This is a genomic window from Brachybacterium netajii (SeqCode) (assembly GCF_054114245.1).
This window is the reverse complement of sequence record NZ_JBSYXB010000010.1, coordinates 1-22848: the sequence shown is the minus strand read 5'-3', so window position 1 is coordinate 22848 and position 22848 is coordinate 1. Positions and strand designations below refer to the sequence as shown.

The following is a 22848-nucleotide window of genomic DNA, read 5'->3' as shown; positions in this document are numbered from 1 at the left end:
GTCGGGGCTCATGCCGCTCGCGTCCGGGCTTCGCGGATCAGCAGGTAGATCAGGTAGCAGCCGCCGACGCACACGGTGATCAGGCCGACGGGGACGCTCGCGTTGCCGACCTTGAGCACGAGCGAGAGCAGGTGCGCGAGGGAGAGCAGGGCGGCGCCCATGCAGGCGGCGCCGAGCAGTCCGGCGCCCGCCGAGTGGGTGAGGCGTCGGGCGAGCTGCGGGGCGACCAGGGCGACGAAGCCGATGGGGCCGGCGGCGGCGGTCACCAGCGCCGTCGTCGCGACGCCCACGACCAGCAGGATCACGCGGGTGCGCTGGGGGCTCGTGCCGAGGGTGGTGGCGGCGTCGTCGCCGAGCTCGAGCCGTTCGAGGGAGCGGTTCATGAGCGCGGCGGCGAGCAGCACGACCGCGGCCATGACGGCGACCGGCTGCAGCGTCGTCCAGGTGATCCGGGAGAGCGATCCGGCGGCCCAGAAGCCGACCGTCATCGCATCGGAGATGTCGGCGCGGGTGATGAGGTACGCGTTGATCGAGCCGAGCATCGCCGAGACGCCGATGCCGACGATGATCAGGTGGAACCCCTGCACGCCGCGCCGGTGGGAGAGCAGGTAGACGACGATCGCGGTGGCGAGGCCACCGAGCAGCGAGGCCGTCGCGAGGGCCTGCACGCCCACCACGCCGAGGACGAGCACGGTGACGACGACGCCGGTGTAGGAGCCGGCGTCGAAGCCGATGACGTCGGGGGAGCCCAGCGGGTTCCGCGTCAGCGACTGGAAGATCGCGCCGCCGACGCCGAGCAGGGCCCCGAACAGCAGCGCCGACAGGGCGATCGGCAGGCGCCACTCGAGCAAGACGGTGCGGGAGAAGGAGTCGTCGGCGACGAGGAGGGCGCGCATCACCTCGGGGATGCTCAGCGGGTAGTCGCCGAACTGCAGGGCCGCGATCGCGGAGGCGAGCGCGACGGCCAGCATGATCCCGGAGCTGATCAGCGGGCGCAGCGCCACGCGCGTGGAGAAGGCGGGGGTGCGGAGCACCGCCGTGGGGGTGCCGAAGGAGATGCTCACAGTCCGCTCACGTTCCGTCGGCGCACGAGGGCGATGAGCACGGGGGCGCCGACGACCGCGCAGACGATCCCGACCTCGAGCTCGCTGGGGCGGGCGACGACGCGGCCGATGACGTCGGCCCCCAGCAGCATCGTCGGCGCCAGCAGGATCGAATAGGCGATGATCCAGCGCTGATCGGGGCCGACGATCCAGCGCACCACGTGCGGGACCATCAGGCCGAGGAAGCCGATGCCGCCGGTGAGGGCGGTGCCGCCGCCGGCGAGCAGCGTGACCGCGACGATCCCGAGGATCCGCACCCGCACCACGTTCGTGCCGAGCGAGGCGGCGAGGTCGTCCCCGAGGGCGACGGAGTTCAGGCTCCCCGACAGCAGGATCGCGATCACGAGGCCGACGACGAGGAAGGGCAGCACGCCGAGCGTCTCCGCCAGCGAGGTGCGGTCGATCGCGCCGAGGCCCCAGCTGCGGATCGACCGGAAGGTGTCCTCGTCGAGCAGCTGCAGCAGCGAGGACAGGCCGTTGAGCACGGCCCCGAGGGCGACGCCCGCGAGCACCAGGGTGACGGGCGAGGACGCGCTGCGGGCCATCGAGCCGATGAGGTAGACGCCGACGGTCGTCGCCGCCGCGCCGAGGAACGCGAACCAGACGTAGCCGGTGATCGAGCTGACGCCGAACAGGCCCACGCCGACGGTGACCGCGAAGCCCGCGCCGGCGTTCACGCCGAGGATCCCGGGGTCCGCGAGCGGGTTGCGGGTGATCGCCTGGATGAGCGCGCCGGCGACCCCGAAGGCGACGCCGACGGCGATCCCGACGATCGTGCGGGGGATCCGCTGCGTCCACACGATCACCGACGCCTCGGAGGAGTCGCGGTGCAGGAGGCTGCCGAGGGCTTCGGGCACCGGGATCGGGTTCGCACCGTAGGCGACGGACAGCACGAGCGCCAGCGCGAACAGCGCCAGCAGCACGAGCAGGCCCAGCGCGCGGCGCCGACCGGCGGCCGGGGCGCGCCGCACCCCGGCCGTCGGCTCCGCGGCCGACGGACCGGCGCCCGTCGGCCCGGCGCTCGTCGGCGCCGTGGCGGCCGTCGGGGTCACGCCAGCGTCGAGGCCAGGACCGGGGCGAGCTGCTCGCCGACCCACGGGGTCGAGAGGATGCCCGGACGCGCGAGGCCCCAGGGCAGGTTGCCGGCGGTCTCGGTGCCGTCGATCGTGAAGGAGGTGCTGTTGTTCTCGATGAGGATCAGGCGATCCTCCTTCACGGCCGTGAGCTCCTGGAAGAGGGGCTGGTCGATGACCTTCTCCTGGATGGCGCCGTCGGAGTTGTCGGCCAGCAGGATCACGTCGGCGTCCAGCTGCGAGAGCAGCTCGGAGCTGACCACGGAGTCGTCGACGAACTGCTCGGCGAGCGGGTTCGCCGAGAAGCCGAGGCCGAGGAACAGGGCCTCGGCGTCGGAGCCGGCGGAGGAGAAGTACACGAGGTCGCCGTCGCCGTAGAACAGCGAGAAGGACACGGTGGAGCCGGCGAACTCGGGGTGCTCCTCGGCGATGGCCGCGATCTTCTCGTGGTGGGCGGCCTGCGCGGCCTCGCCCGCGGCCTGGAGGTCCAGGGCCTCGGCGATCAGCGGCAGCTGCTCCTCCCAGGTCTGCTGCTGCTCCTCCTCGGAGGGCGCGGCGAGCACCGGGCAGATCGAGGCGAGCTGCGTGTAGAAGTCGCCGATGCCCTCGGAGTTCAGGGCGATGATCAGGTCGGGCTTGGCGGCGGCGATGGTCTCGACCGGGAAGGCGGAGTCCTGCTCCGTGGTGAACACGGTCTCGACCTCGCCGTCCAGGGCCTCGGTGATCCACGGGCAGAAGTCCGCGAACTCCGGCGCGGCGACCGGCACGCCGCCGAGGGCGACGACGATCTGCAGCGTGTTCATCATGCCGTCGATCGTGGCGATGCGCGTCGGGCGCTCCTCGAGGACGGTCTCGCCCCACGGGGTGGTGAGCGTCAGCGGGTACTGCGTGGTCCCCTCGGCGGCGGGCAGCAGCGCGCTCCCGTCCGAGCCGGAGCCGGAGCCGGAGCCGGCGTCGGAGGCGCCCGAGGCGTCGGCGCTCTCGTCGGAGGTGCAGGCGGCGGCCGTCAGGGCGACGGCTCCGAGCCCGGCGATGCCGAACAGGCTCCGGCGGCGCAGCGAGGGGGTCATGAGGGGGTCCTTTCGTCGGGCGGCCCGGCGGGCCGACCAGCGGGGCGGCCCCCGGCGATGAGGGTAGCTAAGGCTTGCCTTAACGAGAAGGAGAATAGGCGGAGGGGCTAATGCGGCGGAAGCCGGTGTTCCGTGGGTCATACCGACGGTGACGGTGCGGTCACGGCGCGAACTCCGTGTGTTTCCCGCGCGATCCCCGCGCGATCTCGGGGCGGAAGAGTGCCGCAGATCACCCGCGTCTCACGCCCGGGCCCGGTCTGCTGTCAGGATGGAGACGACTCGTACACTGCGGGGTCAGGCGTCCCGCCGCGCGCCCCGCACCGCGCCGGGTCCTCGCGGGGGATCCGGCAGCACCCGAAGCCACAAGAAGGAGCCCACTCGATGAGCCTGGTCGTCCAGAAGTTCGGAGGATCGTCGGTCGCGGACGCCGACTCGATCAAGCGCGTCGCCCAGCGGATCTCCCTGTACCGCAAGGCCGGCCACGAGGTCGTCGTCGTGGTCTCCGCGATGGGCGACACCACCGACGAGCTCATCGATCTCGCCGAGCAGATCACCGACGCCCCGCCGCCGCGCGAGCTCGACATGCTGCTCACCGCCGGCGAGCGCATCTCGATGGCCGTGCTGTCGATGGCGCTGAACGCCCTGGGCGTCGAAGCCCGCGCCTACACCGGCTCGCAGGCCGGCCTGATCACCGACGAGGTCCACGGCCGCGCACTGATCCAGAAGGTCACCCCGGGCCGCATCCGCGATGCGCTCGACGAGGGCGCCGTCGCGATCGTCGCCGGCTTCCAGGGCGTCTCGGCGACCTCGAAGGACATCACGACCCTCGGCCGCGGCGGCTCCGACACGACCGCCGTCGCGCTCGCCGCGGCGCTCGAGGCCGACGTCTGCGAGATCTACTCCGACGTCGACGGCGTGTTCACCGCCGACCCCCGCATCGTCCCCTCGGCGCGCCGCGTGCCGCTGATCTCCTGCGAGGAGATGCTGGACCTGGCCGCGAACGGCGCGAAGATCCTCATGGTGCGCAGCGTCGAGTACGCGCGCCGCTACGGGATCCCGCTGCATGTGCGCAGCTCGTACTCGGGCCGCCTCGGCACGATCGTCTCCGACGATCCCGAGCGCGTGATCCCCGTCGACCCGACCGTCACCATCCGCACCGCCGACGTCGTCCGCCGCGACGCCGCCGACCCCACGAAGGAGCTCCCCGTGGCACCCACCTCCGATTCCGGCCTCGAGGCCCCGATCATCGCGGGCGTCGCGCACGACCGCAGCGAGGGCAAGATCACCGTCGTCGAGGTGCCGGACGAGCCCGGCAAGGCGGCGCTCCTGTTCGACGTCGTCGCCTCCTCGGGCGCGAACATCGACATGATCGTCCAGAACTCCTCGACGGTCGACGACACCGTCGCCATCTCGCTCACGCTCCCGGAGTCCGACGTGCCGGCCGCGATCGCCGCGATCGAGAAGGCGCACGACACGATCGGCTACACGGAGGTCCGCTACAACCCGCTGATCGGCAAGCTCAGCCTGATCGGCGCGGGCATGAAGTCGCATCCCGGCGTCTCGGCGAAGCTGTTCCGCTCGCTCGGCGAGGCCGGCATCAACATCGACATGATCTCCACCTCGGAGATCCGCATCTCGGTGGTCACCTCGCAGGCCCAGCTGGACGACGCCGTGCGCGTCGTGCACTCGGCCTTCGGGCTCGACGCCGACCAGACCGAGGCCGTGGTCTACGGAGGGACCGGACGATGACCAGCACCAGCACCAGCACCAGCACCAGCACCGACCGCCTGTTCCCGGCGGTCGACGTCGACCAGTCGCGCACCCCCGGCTACCGCGCCGACGGGCCCGTCATCGCCGTCGTCGGCGCCACCGGCCAGGTCGGCCGCGTGATGCTGCAGCTCCTGGCGGACCGCGCCGTCGAGCACTCGCGGATCCGCGCCTTCGCCTCGGCGCGCAGCGCCGGCACGACGGTCCAGTACGCGGGCCTGCCGATCACCGTCGAGGACGCCGAGACCGCGGACATCTCCTCCGCGGGCAGCACCGTCGACATCGCGATCTTCTCCGCCGGGGGCTCGACCTCGACGGCCCTCGCCCCGCGCTTCGCGGCGGCCGGCGCCGTCGTCGTCGACAACTCCTCGGCGTGGCGCAAGGACCCCGAGGTGCCGCTCGTGGTCGCCGAGGTCAACCCCGAGGCCGCCGCCGAGCGTCCCCGCGGGATCATCGCGAACCCGAACTGCACGACGATGGCCGCGATGCCCTCGCTCAAGCCCCTGCACGACGAGGCGACCCTGACCCGTCTGAAGGTCGCGACCTACCAGGCCGTCTCCGGCTCGGGCGTCGCGGGCGTCGCCGAGCTCGCGCGCGAGCTGCGCGAGGGCATCGACGACGTCGAGAAGCTCGCCCTGGACGGCTCCGCCGTGGAGCTCGGCGACCCCGAGGTCTACGTCAAGCCGATCGCCTACAACGTGCTGGCCATGGCCGGCAGCATCGTCGACGACGGCTCCGAGGAGACCGACGAGGAGCAGAAGCTCCGCAACGAGTCCCGCAAGATCCTCGGCATCCCGGACCTCCCGGTCGCCGGCACCTGCGTGCGCGTGCCCGTGTTCTCCGGCCACTCGCTGGCGATCCACGCCGAGTTCGACCGTCCGATCACCCCCGAGCGCGCCCGCGAGCTGCTCGGCGCCGCCCCCGGCGTGACCGTCGTCGACGTGCCGACGCCGCTCGAGGCCGCCGGCCAGGACGGCACCTTCGTGGGCCGCATCCGCGAGGATCAGTCGGTCCCCGGCGGCAAGGGCCTGATCCTCTTCGCCGTCGCCGACAACCTGCGCAAGGGCGCGGCGCTCAACGCCATCCAGATCACCGAGGTGCTCATCGAGCAGGCGCGCGCCTGAGTCGAGGGTTCCCCCGCTGATGCGACGGGCCGATGCCGGATCCGATGATCCGGCGTCGGCCCGTCGACGTTCCGGCAGGGGCCGGACGCTGATCGCGCTCTCGGGAACTCCCCGCGTCATGAGAGGATGCTCGGAGTCTCTCGTGGTAAGGGGGTTCCGTCGCTCCGACGACGGCGCCCGAGCGCGCAGTCGCGCCGACGGGCGAGGGAGACGCAGGAGCACTGCGCCGGACCGCCGGCCTGCCGCAGCAGGCTCCGCGGGACCGACGCGCGGACGCAGGAGGAGCAGGTCATGACGGGCACCACGCTGCCGCTGCCGCCGCATGTCATCGATCTCGAGGGCGCCGCGGTCGTCGCGAGCGACGGCACCGCCGTCGGCCGCATCCGCGACATCTACCTCGGGGACGCGACGGGCCGGCTGGACGCCGTCACCGTCGTCCGCGGGAAGCTGCGCCGCCGCGAGCACCTGGTGCCGGCCGCGGCGATCGTGGGGGAGACCCTGTTCACGGCGATCCGCGATGAGTCGGCCGACGACCGCTCCGGCGAGGTGCGGCTGCGGGTCACGGCCGCGGCCCTGCGCGGCGGCATGACCCCGCCCGACACCCGCCATCTGACCCCGGCGGAGCTCGTCGCCGCCGCCCGCGCCCTCGGCCTCAGCGGCCACGACGCGATCGACGGTGCGACCGACGGCGCGACCGATGCCGCGACCGACGATGCGGACGAGGCCGCCGAAGGAGGCGCCGCCGGATGAGGATCCTGCTGATCAGCCACTACTACGAGCCCGAGTTCGGCGCCCCGCAGCGCCGCTGGGGAGCGCTCATCGAACGCTTCCTCGCCGAGGGCCACCAGGTCACCGTCGCCGCCCCGGTGCCGCACTATCCGGCCGGGCGGCCGACCCCCGAGCAGGCGCGCGCGCATCGCGCGGGCCGCGTCGAGCGGGGACTGCACGGCGAGACCGTGATCCGCACCGCCTATCTCCCGCATCGGGCCGACATCGTCTCCCGCACGGCCGACCACATGGTCGCCGCGGCCGACGCCCTCCGCCTGCTGCTGCGCCGCTTCCGCCGTCCCGAGCACCGGCCCGACGTGATCGTCGCGACCGCTCCGGCGATCCCCACCCTGCTCGTCGGGCGTCTGCTGTCCCGGCACTGGGACGTGCCGCTGGTCGCCGAGATGCGCGACGCCTGGCCGGACCTCGTCACGCACGTCGGCCCCGCCGGCGCCGTCCCCGCGGACATCGCCCACGCCCCGGATCCGACGCTGCTGCGGCTCGGCCTCGGCTGGGCGATCGGCCGTGCGAAGGGCATGGTCCACGGCGAGGTCACGGGCTGGCAGCGGGCCGCCCGCACCGTCGTGACCACCACCGATCTCTTCGCCGAGGTGCTGCGCGAGCGCGGGATCCGCGAGGTCGCCGTCGTCCGCAACGGCACGGACCTGCCGCACGTTCCGCGGCTCGAGGACCATCCGGTGGGCGACCATCGCGAGCTGCGCTGCCTCTACCTCGGCAACATGGGCCGTTCGCAGGGCCTGGACACCGTGGTGCGGGCTGCCGCGCGGCTGCGCCGCGAGGGCGTCGAGGTCGACGTCCGCCTGATCGGCCACGGCGTCGAGTCCGCGGCGCTCGCGGCCCTCGCCGAGGAGCTCGACGCCCCCGTCGAGGTGCTCCCGCGGATCCCCCATTCGGGCGTCGGTGCGCAGTACCGCTGGGCCGACACCGTCGTGGTCTCGCTGCGCGACTGGGCGCCCTTCGCGTGGACCGTCCCCTCGAAGCTCTACGAGATGCTCGCGACCGGCCGGCACATCACCGCCATGCTCCACGGCGAGGCCGCCGACGTCGTCACCGAGGCCGGCGCCGGCGACGTGGTCCCGCCGGAGAACGAGGACGCCCTGGTCGAGCTGTGGCGCGCCCTCGCCGAGGACCGCCGCCGCGCGGCGCCCCGCGAGTCCGGCCGCGCCTGGGTCGCCGCGAACGCCGACGACGACCTCCTCGCCGCGCGCTACCTCGAGATCCTCCGCGCCGTCACCGACTGACCGGCGCGCAGGCCGCGGGCCGACGGGCGCCGGCGCGCGGGCTCAGCCCTGCTGCGCGGCGCGCGCCCGCGCGTAGGCGGGGCGGACGACGTCCTCGAGCAGCGCCCGGCGCTCCTCCTCCGGGGCGAAGCCTGCGGAGATCGCGGTGACGGTGATCCGCTCGAGGTCCTCGAGGGTCCAGCCGAAGGCCTCGGCCGCGAGCGCATGCTCGCGCGTCGTGCTGGTGCGGCTCATGAGGCGGTTGTCGGAGCTGACGGCGAGAGGGATGCCGTGCCGCAGCAGCGGCCCCACCGGGTGCAGGGCGATGCTGGGCGCGGCGCCCGTCTGCAGGTTCGAGCTCGGGCACACCTCGAGGCAGATCCCCTCCGCGCGCACCCGCGCCGCGGTCGCCCCGAAGCGGACGCGCTCGTCGCCGCCCGTCGCGTCGGCGCCCGTGTCGACCTCGATGTCCTCGAGCAGGCGGACGCCGTGGCCGATCCGCTCGGCGCCGCAGTCGAGGGCCTCGGCGATCGAGGAGACGCCGTCGGCCTCGCCGGCATGGATTGTGACGCGCACGCCCAGCGCGCGGGCCCGCTCGAAATGCGGGCGGAAGGGCTCGGCGGGGAAGCCGGCCTCGGGGCCGGCGAGGTCGAGGCCGACGACGCCCGTGCCCCGGCGCCGGGCCGCGATGTCGACGAGCGCGCCCGTCGGCTCCAGATGGCGGAGGTAGCACAGCAGCTGGCCGACGACGATCGGGCTGCCCGCGGCGCGCGCGGCGCGGACGCCGTCGTCGAGGCCGTCCTGCACCGCCTGCACGGCGTCCTCGAGGGTGAGGCCCTCGCGCGTGTGCTGCTCAGGGGCCCAGCGGGTCTCGGCGTAGACGACGCCGTCGGCGACCATGTCCTCGACGAACTCGCGGGCGATGCGCCGCAGCTCCTCGGCGGTCTGCATGATCGCGAGGGTGCGGTCGAAGGTCGAGAGGTAGGCGGGCAGGGAGCCCGAGTCGGCGGCGTCGGCGAACCAGTCGGCGACGGCTCCGGCGTCGGCGCCGGGCGGCTCGATCCCGCGGGCCCGGCAGAGGTCGATCACGGTCTCGGGGCGGAGGCCGCCGTCGAGATGGTCGTGGAGGGCGGCCGTGGGCAGGCTCCGGATGAGGGCGGTGAGCCCGGCGGGGGAGTCGGCGGGGGCGGCCGTGGGGCCTGCCGTGGGGGTGGCCGGGGGGTCAGCCGGGGAGTCGGTGGGGTGCGCCATCCGGGAAGGATAGGCGAACACCGGGTGCACGGCGCCGCCGCTCCGGCGGATCCCGCAGAATAGGGGTGTGTTCAGGATCATCGCCGCCATCGCGTGGGGAGCCGCGCTCGCGGCGCTCGCGATCGTCATCACCACCGGCTCCATGGGGCTGCTGTGGGTGGCGATCGTCGGCTTCATCGTCGCGCTCCCGCTGACGATCGGCTCGCTGTCCGGACTGCTGCTGTCCGACGGGACCCCGAAGCCGGCGGCGGTCGAGCGTGCGCGGGCCGAGGGCGGGATCCATGCGGCCGGGGTGCTGTCGCTGCGGCGCACGGGCCTGGAGATCAACGGCGTGGACCAGTACGAGGTCGAGCTCCTCGTCGACGCCCGCGACCACGCCGCCTACCGCACGACGCTGCGCCGGCTCCTGGACCTGCCGGACCTGCCCCGCTGGCAGGTCGGCTCGGTGCTCGCGGTGGTGCGCCTCGCGCCGGACGCCCCGAACATCGCGGTGGTCGACGAGCAACCGCCGCCGATGCGCACGGGCCTCAGCCCCGACGCGCCGCAGTGGGAGCGGGACGTGGACCAGAAGGTCCCCGGGGTCGAGCGTCCGCTGATCCCCGTCGGCCGACGCTTCCGGGCCACGCGCCGCCTGCTGTTCGCGACCGTCGGCGTCGCCTCCTTCTCGCTGGTCTCCTGGCCGTGGCGGGGCGAGCTCGAAGCGCATGTGCTCTCCCTGCTCGACGGCGAGGACCTCGCCTCCTACCTCCGCGGCCCCGAGCGCGCGGCCGACGCCCTCGCCTCCCTCGAGGGCGAGATCGGCACCACCGTCACCTCCGTGCTGATCTACGACGGCTGGATGGAGGTCGACGTGCCGACGGCCCCGGGCGCCACCACCTACGACACCCTCACGATCCGCGGCGGCCGCATCGACGAGACGCGTCCGGCGACGATCCAGCCGGAGCAGGCCGACGAGTTCGACCTCTCCGAGGTCGACTGGACGATCATCCCGACGCTCTTCACCACCGCCCGGGACCAGCTCGGCTTCACCGATGACGACATGCGCGGCGAGATCCAGCACGCCTCGGCGAGCCGCTCCACCGGCACCACGACGCAGCTGCGCCTGAGCGTCTACCTCAACACCCCCTACGCGAACGGCAGCCTCCACGCCGACGCCCAGGGGACGGTGCTCGAGACCCCCTGAGCCCACCGCCGCGCGGCCGCCGTCCGCCGCGCGGCCGCCGCGCGGTTCCGCCCCGCGCCCCACGACGCGCCGTCCGCCGATCCGGCGGACGGCGCGTCGTCGTCCGTCGGCCGACGGGCGGCCGACAGCACCACGGATTGTGACCATGTCCGCCATAGCTCTGTTCGTGACGGTATGTCATGACTCGCGCCACATTATTACTCTCAAGTAGATAACTTTGTGCCTGCAAGAGACATATTGGTCACGCTGTCATCGCGGCCTGCGCTCTTACGTCGATATGTGTGCTATCCATGAAGCGCGTTTGCCGTCTCCAGCCCCCTCTCGGACGGCATGGCGCCCCTCCTCGACGCGTAAGGCGGCGGGGAGGACTCCGCGGTCCTTCGTCTGCAGTTCCTGGACCGCCTTCCCCGCACCTGATCCCCTCCCTCCACCTAAGGACGGTCATGAGCTTCGGTCCCTCCGGATCACCAGCCCCAGGGGGTGCGGCGCCGACCTCAGCGGCGGCCGCCTCCCCACTCCTCCTCCGCAGACGGCCTCTGACGGTCGGGATCGCCTTCGCGGTCGCCGTGCTCGTCGCCGTCGCGGGCCTGTTCGGCCTGCAGGCCGCCAGCGCCGCCCCTGCCGGTGTCGCCGTCAACGTCGACACCGGTTCCGAGACCTATGACGGCACGACCGTCGTCAACGAGGGCGGCTCGTACCGCGTCATGGTCACCTACGGCACCGATGCGGTGCCGGGCTCGAGCTTCACCATCGAGCTGAGCGACAACGTGACCATCCCCTCGGTCCCCGCGGGCGCCAGCGCGATCGAGAGCATCGTCGCCGATCCGAGCAACCCGAACCGGATCACCTTCACCTTCGTCGAGGAGTGGCCGGCCGGCGTCAACAACGGCCTGGTCTACTTCGACTTCACGGTGGGCGAGGTCGAGGGCAGCAGCCACGACACCATCACCTGGAAGGTCGACGGCGAGAAGACCTCGCGCGACGTCATCGTCCGCGACGGCGGCGACTCCTTCGCCAACGTCTCCGACTGGTCCGGGAAGTCCGCGGGCTGGGTCGATCTGAACGGCAAGGTCAGCGTCGAGAACGGCACGGTCGTCGTCTCCGACGACCTCATCGGCCTCGCGATCCCCTACACGCTCAGCATCAACACCGCTGACGCGGTCGACGACTACGCGATCAGCGACCAGCTGCCCGCGCCGCTGACCGTCGTCGACGGCTCGCTGTCCTACAGCCGCACCACCTGGGACGAGGACGGGCTGAACCGCACCGAGGTCACCGGCCAGGCGCTCGGCGCCACGGTCTCCGGCAGCTCCTTCAGCGCCACGCTGGACCTCCCGGCCCAGTCGCAGACCACGATCGCCTACGAGGCGACCATCGCGGACGCCGCGGCGCTCGAGACCCTGCGCGCGAGCCTCCAGGACGCCTACGATGAGGCCGTCTCCGCCGACGCCACCTCCTACGCGATCACCCTGAAGAACACCGCCCTGCTGGGCGGCGAGGAGCGCACCGCCGATCGCTCGATCGGCGGGACCATCGCGGGAGCCGCCGGCCCGAACATGGGCAACGTCCTCAGCAAGGGCGCGTCCTGGGAGAGCCAGGACGTCGAGCCCGCCGAGGACGGCACCCTCGACCCGGCCCTCCCGATCGACTACACGATCACGGTGGACCTCGCCGAGTTCGACGGCAGCAACAACCGCAGGACGCTCAGCTCCAACGTCGTCGTCCAGGACTCGCTGCCCGCGCAGACGACCTGGGCCGACGGCGCCGAGCTCGTCACCTCCACCGGCATCTCCCTCACGCGCCTGCAGACGCTCCCGGGCGACGCCGACACGCTCAGCTGGCAGGAGCGCGCCGCGCTCCTCGCCGACGACGCCTACGTGGGCACGTACTACCTCTCCGGTGACACGTTCCTCGCGAACCTCGGCAGCGACAGCGCGCTGGATGCCGTCATCACCCTGAAGGCCCAGGTCACCACGATCGACGGCCTCTGGGGCAACGCCTCGGCCAACGGCGTGACCTCCTACGGCCTCACCAACCGCGCGAACATCCTCTACAACGGGACGCAGACCGACGGCTACAACCGCACCGTCCAGCTCGTCACGCACGGGACGAGCGAGGACGGCTGGAACGACGCGAGCCGCTTCACCAAGACCACGGGCGGACTCGACGAGTACGTCGTCGAGCCCGGTCAGGTCGTCGAGGTGCCCTACACCTTCACGGTGGAGGAGTCCGCCGGCGTCGACCTCGCGCAGAGCACGATCGTCGACTACATCGACCACAACACCTTCGACCTCTCCGACCTCGACGCGATCGAGGCCGGGATCACCGGTCAGTACGCCTGGTGGCGCGAGATGGACTCCTCGCTGTTCGACCTCGCGCTGAACGATGACGGCGACCTGGAGATCACCCTCTCCGAGGCCGGCGTCGCGCAGGTCGAGGAGTGGGGCGCGAACCAGCGCCTCGCGATCACCGTCACGCTCCCGACGAAGCCGCTGACCGGCAAGACGACCCTCCGCATCACGAACAAGGCGACCCTGTTCGGCGAGGACGGCACCGCGAAGTTCTGGTCCGAGAAGTACACCGAGGCCACCTCGTTCGGCGATGAGATGGAGATCGTCAAGTCCATCCGCGACACCGCGAACCAGACCTGGACCGACAACCTCCGCCTCGAGCTCGACGAGAACGAGCAGCTGGTCAACGACCAGATCGTCTACCGGCTGACGCTGGTGCCGCACGGCATTTACGGCGGCGTCGAGATGTTCGACGTCGTGGACGCGCTGCCCGAGGGCGTCGAGTTCCTCGGCTTCGTGGACGATGACGCGGTCGACACCACCGCGAACCCGAGCACCGAGACCCGCAGCCTCCTCGGCAACGTCGAGGCGATCTACGAGGCCCCATCGGACGCCGCGCCCAGCGGCTCGGTGATCCTCGCCCAGCAGGACGGCACCCTGTTCGACGCCTCGCAGGGCGACCCGACGGTGAACGTCCTGGTGCGGATCACCGACTACGACGTCGATGAGCCGATCGTGAACACGGTCGCCGGCGTCTCGGCGACGGTCACCCCGACCGACGGCTACCCGCTGACGATCAACAAGGTCGACGCCTCGGACGCCGCCGTCGTCATCTCCGACCGCGACGCCCGCTTCCAGGTCCTGGATGCGGCGGGTGACGTCGTCGTCGACGACGTCTTCGTCGAGAACGGCGCGCTGCGCGTGCTCGACGCCGACGGCAAGGTCAAGAACGTGACGGTCAAGGAGCCGGGCACGTACACGGTCCGCGAGGTCACGGCCCCGGCCGGCTACGAGCTCAGCACCGACACCGTGCAGGTCACCGTCGGCGACGACGGCAGCTCGCGCGCCGCGACCCTCTACAACACCCCGGGGGAGACCCCGGTGGAGGAGCCCGGGAAGGTCTCCGTCGGCGACTTCGTGTGGGTCGACACCGACGGCGACGGCCGCCAGGACGACGGCGAGCCCGGCATCGAGGACGTCGTCCTCGTGCTGACCGGCCCTGACGGCCTGCCCGTCACGGACGTGAACGGCGAGCCCGTCGAACCCACCAGCACGGACGACCAGGGCTACTACGTCTTCGAGAACCTCCCGGTGCTCGAGGACGGCGAGTTCTACACCGTGACCATCGACCAGGACGCCTCGGCGGATCCGCTCGCGCCCTACGAGCCCACGCTCTCCGGCCAGGGCGACCGCAAGGGCGACTCCTCGAGCTGGTTCGCGACCTCCGAGGGCCTCACGAAGGACGGCCAGCACGACCCGACGCTGGACTTCGGGTTCGTCCTCAAGCCGGTGACCTACGCGGTCGGCGACTACGTGTGGATCGACGCGGACGAGGACGGCGTGCAGGGCGATGACGAGGATGTCCTCCGGGACGTCGCCGTCACCCTGTACGACGGCGAGGGCGACGTGGTCGCCACGACCACGACCGACGAGCACGGCCGCTACCTGTTCGACGAGCTGCCCGCGGGCGACTACCAGGTCGGCTTCGTGCTGACCGACGAGCAGGCCGCGCTCTACACGTTCACGGCGCGCGACGCCGGGGACGACGATGCGGCGGACTCCGACGCGGACCCGGTCACGGGCCTCACCGAGGTGTTCACCCTCGACGCCACGAACACGGCGCTCACGACGGACTACACCGTGGCCACGGTGCTCGCCACCGAGGGCATCGACCCGACGTGGGACGCCGGCGTCATCCTCCGCGACGTCCCGCCGGTGCCCGCGCCCGAGCCGGGCAAGGTCTCCGTCGGCGACTACGTGTGGGTCGACGAGAACAAGGACGGCCGCCAGGACGACGGCGAGCCCGCCATCCCCGGCGTGGTCCTCGTGATCACCGGTCCGAACGGCGAGTCCGTCACGGACGTCTACGGCGATCCGGTCGAGCCCACGGGCACGAACGGCGAGGGCTACTACATCTTCGAGAACCTGCCGGTGCTCGAGGACGGCCAGTCCTACACCGTCACCATCGACCGCGAGCGCTCCGCCGACGCGCTGGAGGGCTACAGCCCGACCATCGCCGAGCAGGGCGACCGCGCCGGCGACTCCTCCACCTGGAGCGCCTCCTCGGAGGGCCTGACCGCCGACGGCGATCACGATCCGACGCTGGACTTCGGCTTCGTCCTCGACGAGACCGAGCCCACGGAGGAGCCCACCCCGCCGGAGCCCACGGAGCCCATCGAGGAGCCGTCCGAGGAGCCCAGCGAGGAGCCGGCGCCGGAGGAGCCCACGACGCCGGAACCCAGCGAGGAGCCGACCGAGGAGCCGACGGAGGAGCCGACCACGTCGGAGCCTTCCGAGGAGCCGACGGAGCAGCCCAGCGAGGAGCCGACACCGGAGGAGACCACGACGCCTGAGCCTTCCGAGGAGCCGACGCCGGAGCAGCCGACCACCCCGGAGCCGACGGAGGAGCCGACCACCCCGGAGCCTTCGGAGGAACCGACCGAGGAGCCGACGCTCGGCAAGGTCTCGATCGGCGACTACGTGTGGGTCGACGAGAACCAGGACGGCCGCCAGGACGATCGCGAGCCCGGCATCCCCGGCACGGTCCTCGAGATCACCGATGAGCAGGGCGAGCCCGTGGTGGACGTCGACGGCGAGCAGGTCGAGCCGGTGACGACCGACGAGGACGGCTACTACGTGTTCGAGGACCTCCCGGTCCTCGACGACGAGCAGCACTACTCCGTCACCATCGACGAGGACGCCTCGGCCGAGGCGCTGGACGGCTTCACGCCGACCATCTCCGGCGAGGGCGACCGCGAGAGCGACTCGTCCCTGTGGACCGAGGACACCCAGGGCCTGACCGCCGACGGCGATCACGACCCGACGCTGGACTTCGGCTTCGTCGCCGACGAGCCGGAGCCGGCGGATGAGCCCAGCGAGCAGCCCTCGGAGGAGCCTTCTGAGGAGACGAGCGAGGTCCCGTCCGAGGAGCCGTCCGAGGAGCCGAGCGAGGTCCCGTCCGACGAGCCGTCGGAGGAGACGAGCGAGGTGCCCTCGGAGGAGCCGTCCGAGGAGCCCAGCGAGGCCCCGTCCGAGTCGCCGTCCGACGAGCCGTCGGAGGAGGCCCCGACGACGTCTCCGCAGGAGCCGGCCGAGGACACCCCGTCCGAGGAGGCTCCGGCCGAGGACGCTCCCACGGAGCCGTCCGAGCCGTCCGAGCCGGCGGAGCCCACGCAGCCGGAGGAGCCGGGCTTCCTGGCTCGCACGGGCTTCGAGGCGGCGGGCATCATCGCCCTGGGTCTGCTGCTCGCCGGTGGCGGTGCGCTTCTGATCGTGCGCACCCGTCGCCGCAACGGCTGATCGGCGGTTGACGGCCGACGGCCGATCTGCGACTGACGGCTGATCGCTGACCGCTCGGCGCATGCGCTGAGCCGCACAGAGCCCCGGCTCTCCCCTCAGGGGGAGGGCCGGGGCTCTGCCGTTGCCGGATCCCTCCCCTCGTCGGGGGTCTCCCGATGCTGAACAACGGGTGAACTGTTCACGTTCCGAAGGGATCCGAACGGGGCGGTAACGTGGCCTTTCGCATGACGCGGCGCGGCGACCTGCTGGAACGGTGACACGCGACGGTCCTCCGACGGACTGTCTGGGTATTCTCAGACTCGTGAAGCAGACCGCCCTCGACGGCCGACGCCAGGCGACCCGCCCCGGGTCGCTCGCGTCGCGGTCCCTGCGGAACGCTCGTCTGCTGGCCACGGCAGCGCTGCAGCACCTCGCGGACGATCCCGCGCTGCTGGCGATCCAGGTGAGCCGGCGTCTGCCGTTCGGGCCCCGCATCGCCGTCGGCCGCGCGCTCGAGAAGGCGGGGTCCGCGTTCCCCGCGATCGGAGCGCTCGGGTCCGTGATGGCCGGGCGCGAGGAAGCCGCCGAGGCGGCGATCGTCCGCGCGAACGCGAGCGGGCGTCCCTCCCGGCTCGCGGGCGAGGTCGCGATCCTGCTGGACCGCACGGACCTGGTGCCGGAGTCCGCCCCGGCGCCGACGCGCGCTCGTGCCGCCTGGTCGCGGGGCGCGATCTCCACCGCCCTCGCCGTGCTCGACGAGGCCGGGGCGCAGGAGACCCGCTACGCCCGTCGGCTGCGGAGCGAGGCGCGGCTGCTGGAACCCGGGTTCCGACTACCGGTGCGGCGAGTCGCCGCACCCGCCTCCCCGGCACCGTCCGGGCAGGGGCCGGCCGACGGCGAGGACCTGCGGGTCCTGCATCTGCTGACGAACTCCCTGCCCCACACCCAGTCCGGCTACTCGCTGCGCACGCACCGCATCCTCACGGCGCTGCGCGACCAGGGCATCCAGTCCGTCGCCCTCACCCGCACCGGCTATCCCGTCATGGTCGGCATCCCCACCGCCGCCGACGAGGACCTGGTCGACGGCATCCGGTACGTGCGCACGCTCCCCGCCCGCCTCCCGCAGACGATGCAGGAGAGGCTCGAGGCCGAGGTCGAGCGGGCCCTCGAGCTCGTCGAGGAGTTCCGGCCGCACGTCCTGCACGCCACCACGAACTACCAGAACGCCCTGGTCGCCCAGGCCGTCTCCGACGCCACCGGTCTGCCGTGGGTGTTCGAGGTGCGCGGCCTGATGGAGAAGACCTGGGTCGCCTCCCACAAGACCGACGCCTCCCGCGCCGAGGCCGCCGCCTCCGAGCGCCATGATCGCATCGCCGCGAAGGAGGGGGAGCAGGCCCGCGACGCCGACGCCGTGGTCACCCTCTCCGGCACCATGACCGACGAGCTCGCCGCCCGCGGTGTCGACCGCGCTGCGATCGCCCTCGTCCCCAACGGCGTCGACGAGTCCCTCTTCGAGGACCACGTCCCCGCCGCCCGCGCCCGCGAGCTCACCGGCCTCGCCGCGCTCCCGCCCGTCCCCGGGACCCCGGGCTTCGGGGCCGACGCCTTCCTCGTGGGCGCCGTCAGCGCCCTCGTCGACTACGAGGGCTATGACGTGCTGCTGCGTGCGGTCGCGCGGATCGTGCACGGCACGGGCACGGGCACGGGCACGGGCGCGGCCGACGACGGCGGGGCCGCTGCTGACGCGGACGTCGTCGCTGCTCCGGCCGCGCTGCGCGAGCGGATCGCGGTCGTGCTCGCCGGCGACGGCGTCGCCCGCCCCGGCCTGCTCGCCCTCGCCGACGAGCTCGGCATCGCCGACCGCGTGCACCTGCCCGGCCGCGTGCCCCGCACCGAGGCGAGGCGCTGGGTCGAAGCGCTCGACGTGGTCGTCGTGCCGCGCCGGGACGTGGAGGTCACCCGCACGGTGACGCCCCAGAAGCCCGTCGAGGCCATGGCCCTCGGCCGCCCCCTGATCGTGTCCGACCTGCCCGCGCTGCGGGAGACCGTGGTGGACGATGAGGGGACCGTCCGTGCGAGGATCGTGCCCCCGGAGTCGGTGGAGGCGCTGGCGGGTGCGATCGTCGATCTGGCAGTCCTTGCCGCTGAGCATGGACCCGAGATGGACGATGGTCCAACAGAGATCGACATCGGGGCCGGCCTGGCGCTCCAGCGGCGCTGGGCACCCATGATGAGTCGATACCGCCGGACCTACCGAGCGGCCGCCACGAGGAAGAAGCGATGAACCGAGCAGCAGCAGCGACCGAGGTGACCAGCGTCGCCGAGGTGAAGCGCGCGCTGGAGGCTCGCGGTCTGGACGCCAGCGAGCTGAGGCCGATCGGCACGCGACTGCCGCTCGGCGACTACATCCTGCAGCTCTGGGAGCGCCGCCACTTCATCTGGATGGACGCGCGGCATCGCGCCGCCACCCAGAACGCCCGCAACCGTCTGGGCAACCTCTGGCTGATCCTTCGGCCGATGGTCGACGCGTCCTTCTACTTCGTGATCTTCGGTCTCCTGCTCGGCGCGCGTGCCGGTGTCGAGAACTTCCCGGCCTTCATCGTCATCGGCATCCTGATGTATCGATCGACTTCCAGTGCTATCGGTGCCGGTGCGGGAACTCTTAATGCAGGGAAGGCGATGATCAGAGCCTTCAACTTCCCACGTGCTGCGATCGTGATAGCGGCGTCGCTGAGGGACATCCTCACCTCCGCGATCACCGTGGCGATCACCTGCTGCGTGATCATCGTGATCCCGCCGTTCGCACCGCCCCAGCTGACCTGGACGCTCGTGCCGGTGCTGTTCGTCATCCACAGCTTCATGAACACGGGGATCCGGTTCATCACCGCTCGCATCGGGTTCTACTTCCCGGACATGACCCAGGTGCTGGGCGTCGTCAGCCGCTTCCTCATGTACGGCTCCGGCGTCATGTTCCCGATCGAGCGCTTCGTGGACCACCCCTCGATCATGGCGATCATCGAGATCAATCCGCTCTACCAGATCATCGACATGTATCGCACCGTCCTCATCGACGGTCAGATCCCCGAGCCGGACGCATGGCTGATCACCCTCGCATGGACCATCGGCTTCGCTTTCTTCGGCTTCATCTACTTCTGGAAGGGGGAAGCCAGCTATGGTCGAGAGCTCCGCTGAGCAATCACCCTCCGGCGCAGGCAGCGACGATCCGATCCCGGACGAGCGCTGGGTCGCCCCTGAGGAATCCCCGGTCACGGTCGTCGCCCATCGCATCCGCATGCGCTATCGAGCCCCTCGCTCCGACAAGACCCCGAGCAAGTCCCGACTCGGCCGGCTCCTCAAAAGGCGTCAGGTGGTGTCGGTGTCGGCCCTGCGCGGGATCGACTTCCAGGTGCGCTCGGGAGAGTTCGTCGGCATCATCGGCCGCAACGGGTCCGGCAAGTCGACCCTGCTGCGCACCCTGGCTGGCGTCGAGACGCCGACCTCCGGCGTGGTGCTCACGAGCGCCCGCCCGCAGCTGCTCGGCGTCAACGCGGCCATGATCCCGGAGCTCTCGGGCGCGGAGAACATCAAGCTGGGTTTCCTCGCCATGGGCCTCAGCCCAGCCGAGGCCGATGAGAAGTTCGGTGCCGCCGCGGAGCTCTCCGCCCTCGGCGAGACCATCTACCTGCCGATGCGCACGTACTCCTCCGGTATGGGGGCCCGACTGAAGTTCGCCGTCTCGGTGATGGCAGAACCCAAGATCCTCATGATCGACGAGGCCCTCTCCACCGGTGATGCGACCTTCTCGGAGCGCTCCGCCAAGAAGATGGACGACATGCTCGCGGACGCCGGCACCGTGTTCATGGTGAACCACGCCGCGCAGACCATCGAGAACATGTGCTCCCGTGCGATCTGGATGGAGCGCGGACGCGTCGTCCTCGACGGCGACGCCGTCGAGGTCGCCCGCAAATATCGCTGGTTCGCCCACAACCTCGCTCAGGGCAACGACGCGAAGGCCCACAGCCTGCTCCGCGATGCCGTCCTCGAGGGCGAGGAAGCGCGCTCGACATCCATGCTCACCTTCCCGGGAGACGATGACACCGACGACTCGCCCGGCAAGCTGCCCGAGCTCGAGCCGGATCCGTTCCTCAATCTCTTCACCCAGGACCAGAAGGCCCGGCGCTTCCCGGGCACGGTCATGTCCATCGACAGCGACTGATCCTGCTCGCCTGCGACCGGACAGCACCGAACACCAGCACCACACCAGAGGGGACACCATGGCATTCCGCGTCATGACCATCTACGGCACACGACCTGAGGCGATCAAGGTCGCTCCGATCATCAAGGCGATCGAGGCTGACAGCGATCTCGAGAGCATCGCCGTCGTGACGGGCCAGCATCGGGAGATGCTCGACCAGGTCAACACGATGTTCGAGATCGTGCCGGATCATGACCTGAACATCATGAGCCAGGGGCAGACGCTGAACAGCATCGTCGCCAAGGTGATCGACGGGATCGACGGGATCCTCGCGGCCGAGACTCCGGACGCCGTCATCGTCCAGGGAGACACCTCCACGGTCATGGGCGCGGCGGTCGCCGCCTTCAACCGGCAGATCCCCGTCGTGCATCTCGAGGCGGGCCTGCGTTCCGGCGACATCAACTCCCCGTTCCCCGAGGAGGCGAACCGTAAGCTCACCAGCCAGATCACGGCGCTGCACCTCGCTCCGACGGATACCTCCAAGGGCAACCTGACGCGCGAGGCGATCTCCGAGCAGGACATCGTCGTGACCGGCAACAGCGTCATCGACACCCTCATGTTCGCCACGGACAACCTCGAGGTGACCTTCGAGGACGAGCGCCTCGAGGCACTCCAGGCGGCGAAGGACGCAGGGACCGCCGGCCGCGTGCTCCTCGTGACCGCGCACCGTCGCGAGAACCTCGGCGATGCGATGGACGACATCGGCGCCGCCGTCGCCGATCTGGCTCGCAAGTACCCCGACCTCACCGTCGTCTTCCCGATCCACAAGAACCCGAAGGTGCGCAAGGCGATCCGCCCTGCGGTCGAGGGGCTGGAGAACGTACTGCTCATCGAGCCGCTCGCGTATGCGGAGTTCACCCGCGCGCTGAGCCTCGCCGACATCGTCCTGACCGATTCCGGTGGCGTCCAGGAGGAGGCCCCTAGCCTGGGCAAGCCCGTGCTGGTCATGCGCGAGAACACCGAACGACCGGAGGCGGTCGTCGCCGGGACCGTCAAGCTCATCGGCACCCACCGTCAGCGCCTCGTCGACGAGGTCTCGCTGCTGCTCGACTCCGCCGAGGCCTACGGCGGCATGGCCAACGCGGTGAACCCGTACGGCGACGGCAATGCCGCGGCCCGGACCATCGGTGCGCTGAAGTGGAAGTTCCTGGGTCACGACCGTCCAGAGGACTTCGGCGCCTGATCAGGGGCAGACCCTCTCGCATCCCCTCGACCCCGACGTGTCTCTGCTCCGAGGTGCAGTCGGGGCGGGGCGCAACACCCGGCACGTGTGCTCATGACGCTGTACTGATGTTCCACTTGGAAGAAGAGGTTCGACAATGCGCGGGATCATCCTCGCCGGAGGGACGGGATCGCGGCTCCATCCGCTGACGATCGGCGTCTCCAAGCAGCTCATGCCGGTGTATGACAAGCCGATGATCTACTACCCGCTCAGCACGCTCATGCTGGCAGGCATCCGGGACATCCTCGTCATCACCACTCCGGAGGATCGCGAAGCCTTCCAGCGTGTCCTCGGTGATGGCTCCCGCTTCGGGGTGAACCTCGAGTACACCGTGCAGCCGTCGCCCGACGGCCTCGCGCAGGCCTTCGTACTGGGGGAGGAGTTCCTCGGCGGTGACCATGCCGCCCTGGTCCTCGGCGACAACCTCTTTTACGGACAGGGCATGGGATCGCAGTTGCGCCGTTACACGAAGGTCGAGGGTGCTGCGGTCTTCGGGTACTGGGTCAGCGATCCTCGCGCCTACGGCGTCGTCGAGATGGGTGCCGATGGGCGTGCTCTATCCCTGGAAGAGAAGCCCGAGCACCCGAAGTCGAATCTTGCCGTCCCGGGCCTCTACTTCTATGACGGCACGGTGGTGGAACGCGCGAAGGCGCTGACGCCCTCCGCTCGCGGCGAGCTCGAGATCACCGACCTGAATCGGACATATCTCGAGGACGGCACTCTTCAGGTGGAGGTGCTCTCTCGAGGGACGGCCTGGCTCGACACCGGGACCTTCGATGATCTGGCATCTGCGAGCGAGTTCATCCGCACCGTCCAGCACCGCCAGGGCCTGTCCATCGGGGCTCCCGAAGAGATCGCCTGGCGCATGGGATATCTGTCCGACGACGAACTGCGGACGTGTGCTGAGCCGCTGGTCAAGTCCGGTTATGGTCAGTACCTGATCGACGTTCTCGACCGTGAGACCACCCCTGGAGGTGCTGAGGCATGACTCGCCATCTGCTT

15 protein-coding genes are annotated in these 22848 nt (G+C 71.2%); 11 read left to right on the top strand and 4 right to left on the bottom strand.

Annotation, left to right across the window (positions count from 1 at the left end; translation table 11 throughout):
• Positions 1–8: 8 nt before the first annotated feature.
• From ACXET9_RS14575 to ACXET9_RS14565, 3 genes are read right to left on the bottom strand one after another with little or no spacing between them, the layout of a single operon-like run.
• A complete protein-coding gene (locus tag ACXET9_RS14575; protein ID WP_457887411.1) occupies positions 9–1064 on the bottom strand; it encodes a FecCD family ABC transporter permease in 1056 nt (351 codons plus the stop codon).
• Entirely contained in the window at positions 1061–2155 is a 1095-nt protein-coding gene (locus tag ACXET9_RS14570; RefSeq protein ID WP_457887410.1) for a FecCD family ABC transporter permease, read from the bottom strand. The genes ACXET9_RS14575 and ACXET9_RS14570 overlap by 4 nt, the downstream gene beginning before the upstream one ends.
• Positions 2152–3246 (bottom strand): ABC transporter substrate-binding protein, encoded by a 1095-nt coding sequence (locus ACXET9_RS14565; protein WP_457887409.1) that lies wholly within the window; start codon positions 3244–3246, stop codon positions 2152–2154. Before ACXET9_RS14565 ends, ACXET9_RS14570 begins: the two co-directional genes overlap by 4 nt.
• Before the next feature lie 381 nt (positions 3247–3627).
• Here ACXET9_RS14565 and ACXET9_RS14560 point away from each other — a divergent pair, with 381 nt between their 5' ends.
• From ACXET9_RS14560 to ACXET9_RS14545, 4 genes are all read left to right on the top strand, one after another.
• The gene (locus ACXET9_RS14560) at positions 3628–4995 is read left to right on the top strand and encodes an aspartate kinase (protein WP_457887408.1); all 1368 of its coding nucleotides are present in this window, start codon (positions 3628–3630) and stop codon (positions 4993–4995) included.
• Positions 4992–6137: an aspartate-semialdehyde dehydrogenase gene (locus ACXET9_RS14555; RefSeq protein WP_457887407.1), complete on the top strand. Its 1146-nt coding sequence runs from the start codon at positions 4992–4994 to the stop codon at positions 6135–6137. Before ACXET9_RS14560 ends, ACXET9_RS14555 begins: the two co-directional genes overlap by 4 nt.
• Positions 6138–6428: 291 nt before the next feature.
• The gene (locus ACXET9_RS14550) at positions 6429–6887 is read left to right on the top strand and encodes a PRC-barrel domain-containing protein (protein WP_457887406.1); all 459 of its coding nucleotides are present in this window, start codon (positions 6429–6431) and stop codon (positions 6885–6887) included.
• Positions 6884–8167 carry a glycosyltransferase family 4 protein gene (locus tag ACXET9_RS14545; protein ID WP_457887405.1) on the top strand — a complete coding sequence of 428 codons (1284 nt, stop codon included), beginning with the start codon at positions 6884–6886 and terminating at the stop codon, positions 8165–8167. The genes ACXET9_RS14550 and ACXET9_RS14545 overlap by 4 nt, the downstream gene beginning before the upstream one ends.
• 42 nt (positions 8168–8209) lie before the next feature.
• On the opposite strand, the gene ACXET9_RS14540 is transcribed toward ACXET9_RS14545, so the two are convergent.
• Positions 8210–9397, bottom strand: coding sequence for an adenosine deaminase (locus ACXET9_RS14540; protein WP_457887404.1), 1188 nt, complete (start codon positions 9395–9397; stop codon positions 8210–8212).
• Positions 9398–9464: 67 nt separating this feature from the next.
• On the opposite strand from ACXET9_RS14540, the gene ACXET9_RS14535 reads away from it, so the two are divergent.
• The 7 genes from ACXET9_RS14535 to rfbA all read left to right on the top strand — a co-directional run bounded on the left by ACXET9_RS14535 (position 9465) and on the right by rfbA (position 22834).
• Entirely contained in the window at positions 9465–10580 is a 1116-nt protein-coding gene (locus ACXET9_RS14535; protein ID WP_457887403.1) for a hypothetical protein, read from the top strand.
• A 566-nt stretch (positions 10581–11146) separates the two neighbouring features.
• The gene (locus ACXET9_RS14530; RefSeq protein ID WP_457887402.1) at positions 11147–16390 is read left to right on the top strand and encodes an SdrD B-like domain-containing protein; all 5244 of its coding nucleotides are present in this window, start codon (positions 11147–11149) and stop codon (positions 16388–16390) included.
• 301 nt (positions 16391–16691) lie between these two features.
• Complete coding sequence (locus tag ACXET9_RS14525) at positions 16692–18653, top strand: glycosyltransferase (RefSeq protein WP_457887401.1); 1962 nt, start codon at positions 16692–16694, stop codon at positions 18651–18653.
• 23 nt (positions 18654–18676) lie between these two features.
• Positions 18677–19561, top strand: coding sequence for an ABC transporter permease (locus ACXET9_RS14520; protein ID WP_457887400.1), 885 nt, complete (start codon positions 18677–18679; stop codon positions 19559–19561).
• Positions 19562–19739: 178 nt separating this feature from the next.
• A complete protein-coding gene (locus ACXET9_RS14515) occupies positions 19740–20585 on the top strand; it encodes an ABC transporter ATP-binding protein (protein ID WP_457887399.1) in 846 nt (281 codons plus the stop codon).
• Between the two features lie 58 nt (positions 20586–20643).
• Positions 20644–21807, top strand: a complete 1164-nt coding sequence (gene wecB / locus ACXET9_RS14510) for a non-hydrolyzing UDP-N-acetylglucosamine 2-epimerase (protein ID WP_457887398.1) — start codon at positions 20644–20646, stop codon at positions 21805–21807.
• A 136-nt stretch (positions 21808–21943) separates the two neighbouring features.
• On the top strand, positions 21944–22834 hold the full coding sequence (gene rfbA, locus ACXET9_RS14505; RefSeq protein WP_457887397.1) for a glucose-1-phosphate thymidylyltransferase RfbA: 891 nt from the start codon (positions 21944–21946) through the stop codon (positions 22832–22834).
• Positions 22835–22848: the final 14 nt, after the last annotated feature.

Coding starts and splice junctions, on each gene's coding strand:
- ACXET9_RS14565 (WP_457887409.1), bottom strand. CDS start 3,246: ATGACCCCCTCGCTGCGCCGCCGGAGCCTGTTCGGCATCGCCGGGCTC.
- ACXET9_RS14545 (WP_457887405.1), top strand. CDS start 6,884: ATGAGGATCCTGCTGATCAGCCACTACTACGAGCCCGAGTTCGGCGCC.
- ACXET9_RS14550 (WP_457887406.1), top strand. CDS start 6,429: ATGACGGGCACCACGCTGCCGCTGCCGCCGCATGTCATCGATCTCGAG.
- ACXET9_RS14540 (WP_457887404.1), bottom strand. CDS start 9,397: ATGGCGCACCCCACCGACTCCCCGGCTGACCCCCCGGCCACCCCCACG.
- rfbA (WP_457887397.1), top strand. CDS start 21,944: ATGCGCGGGATCATCCTCGCCGGAGGGACGGGATCGCGGCTCCATCCG.
- ACXET9_RS14560 (WP_457887408.1), top strand. CDS start 3,628: ATGAGCCTGGTCGTCCAGAAGTTCGGAGGATCGTCGGTCGCGGACGCC.
- wecB (WP_457887398.1), top strand. CDS start 20,644: ATGGCATTCCGCGTCATGACCATCTACGGCACACGACCTGAGGCGATC.
- ACXET9_RS14555 (WP_457887407.1), top strand. CDS start 4,992: ATGACCAGCACCAGCACCAGCACCAGCACCAGCACCGACCGCCTGTTC.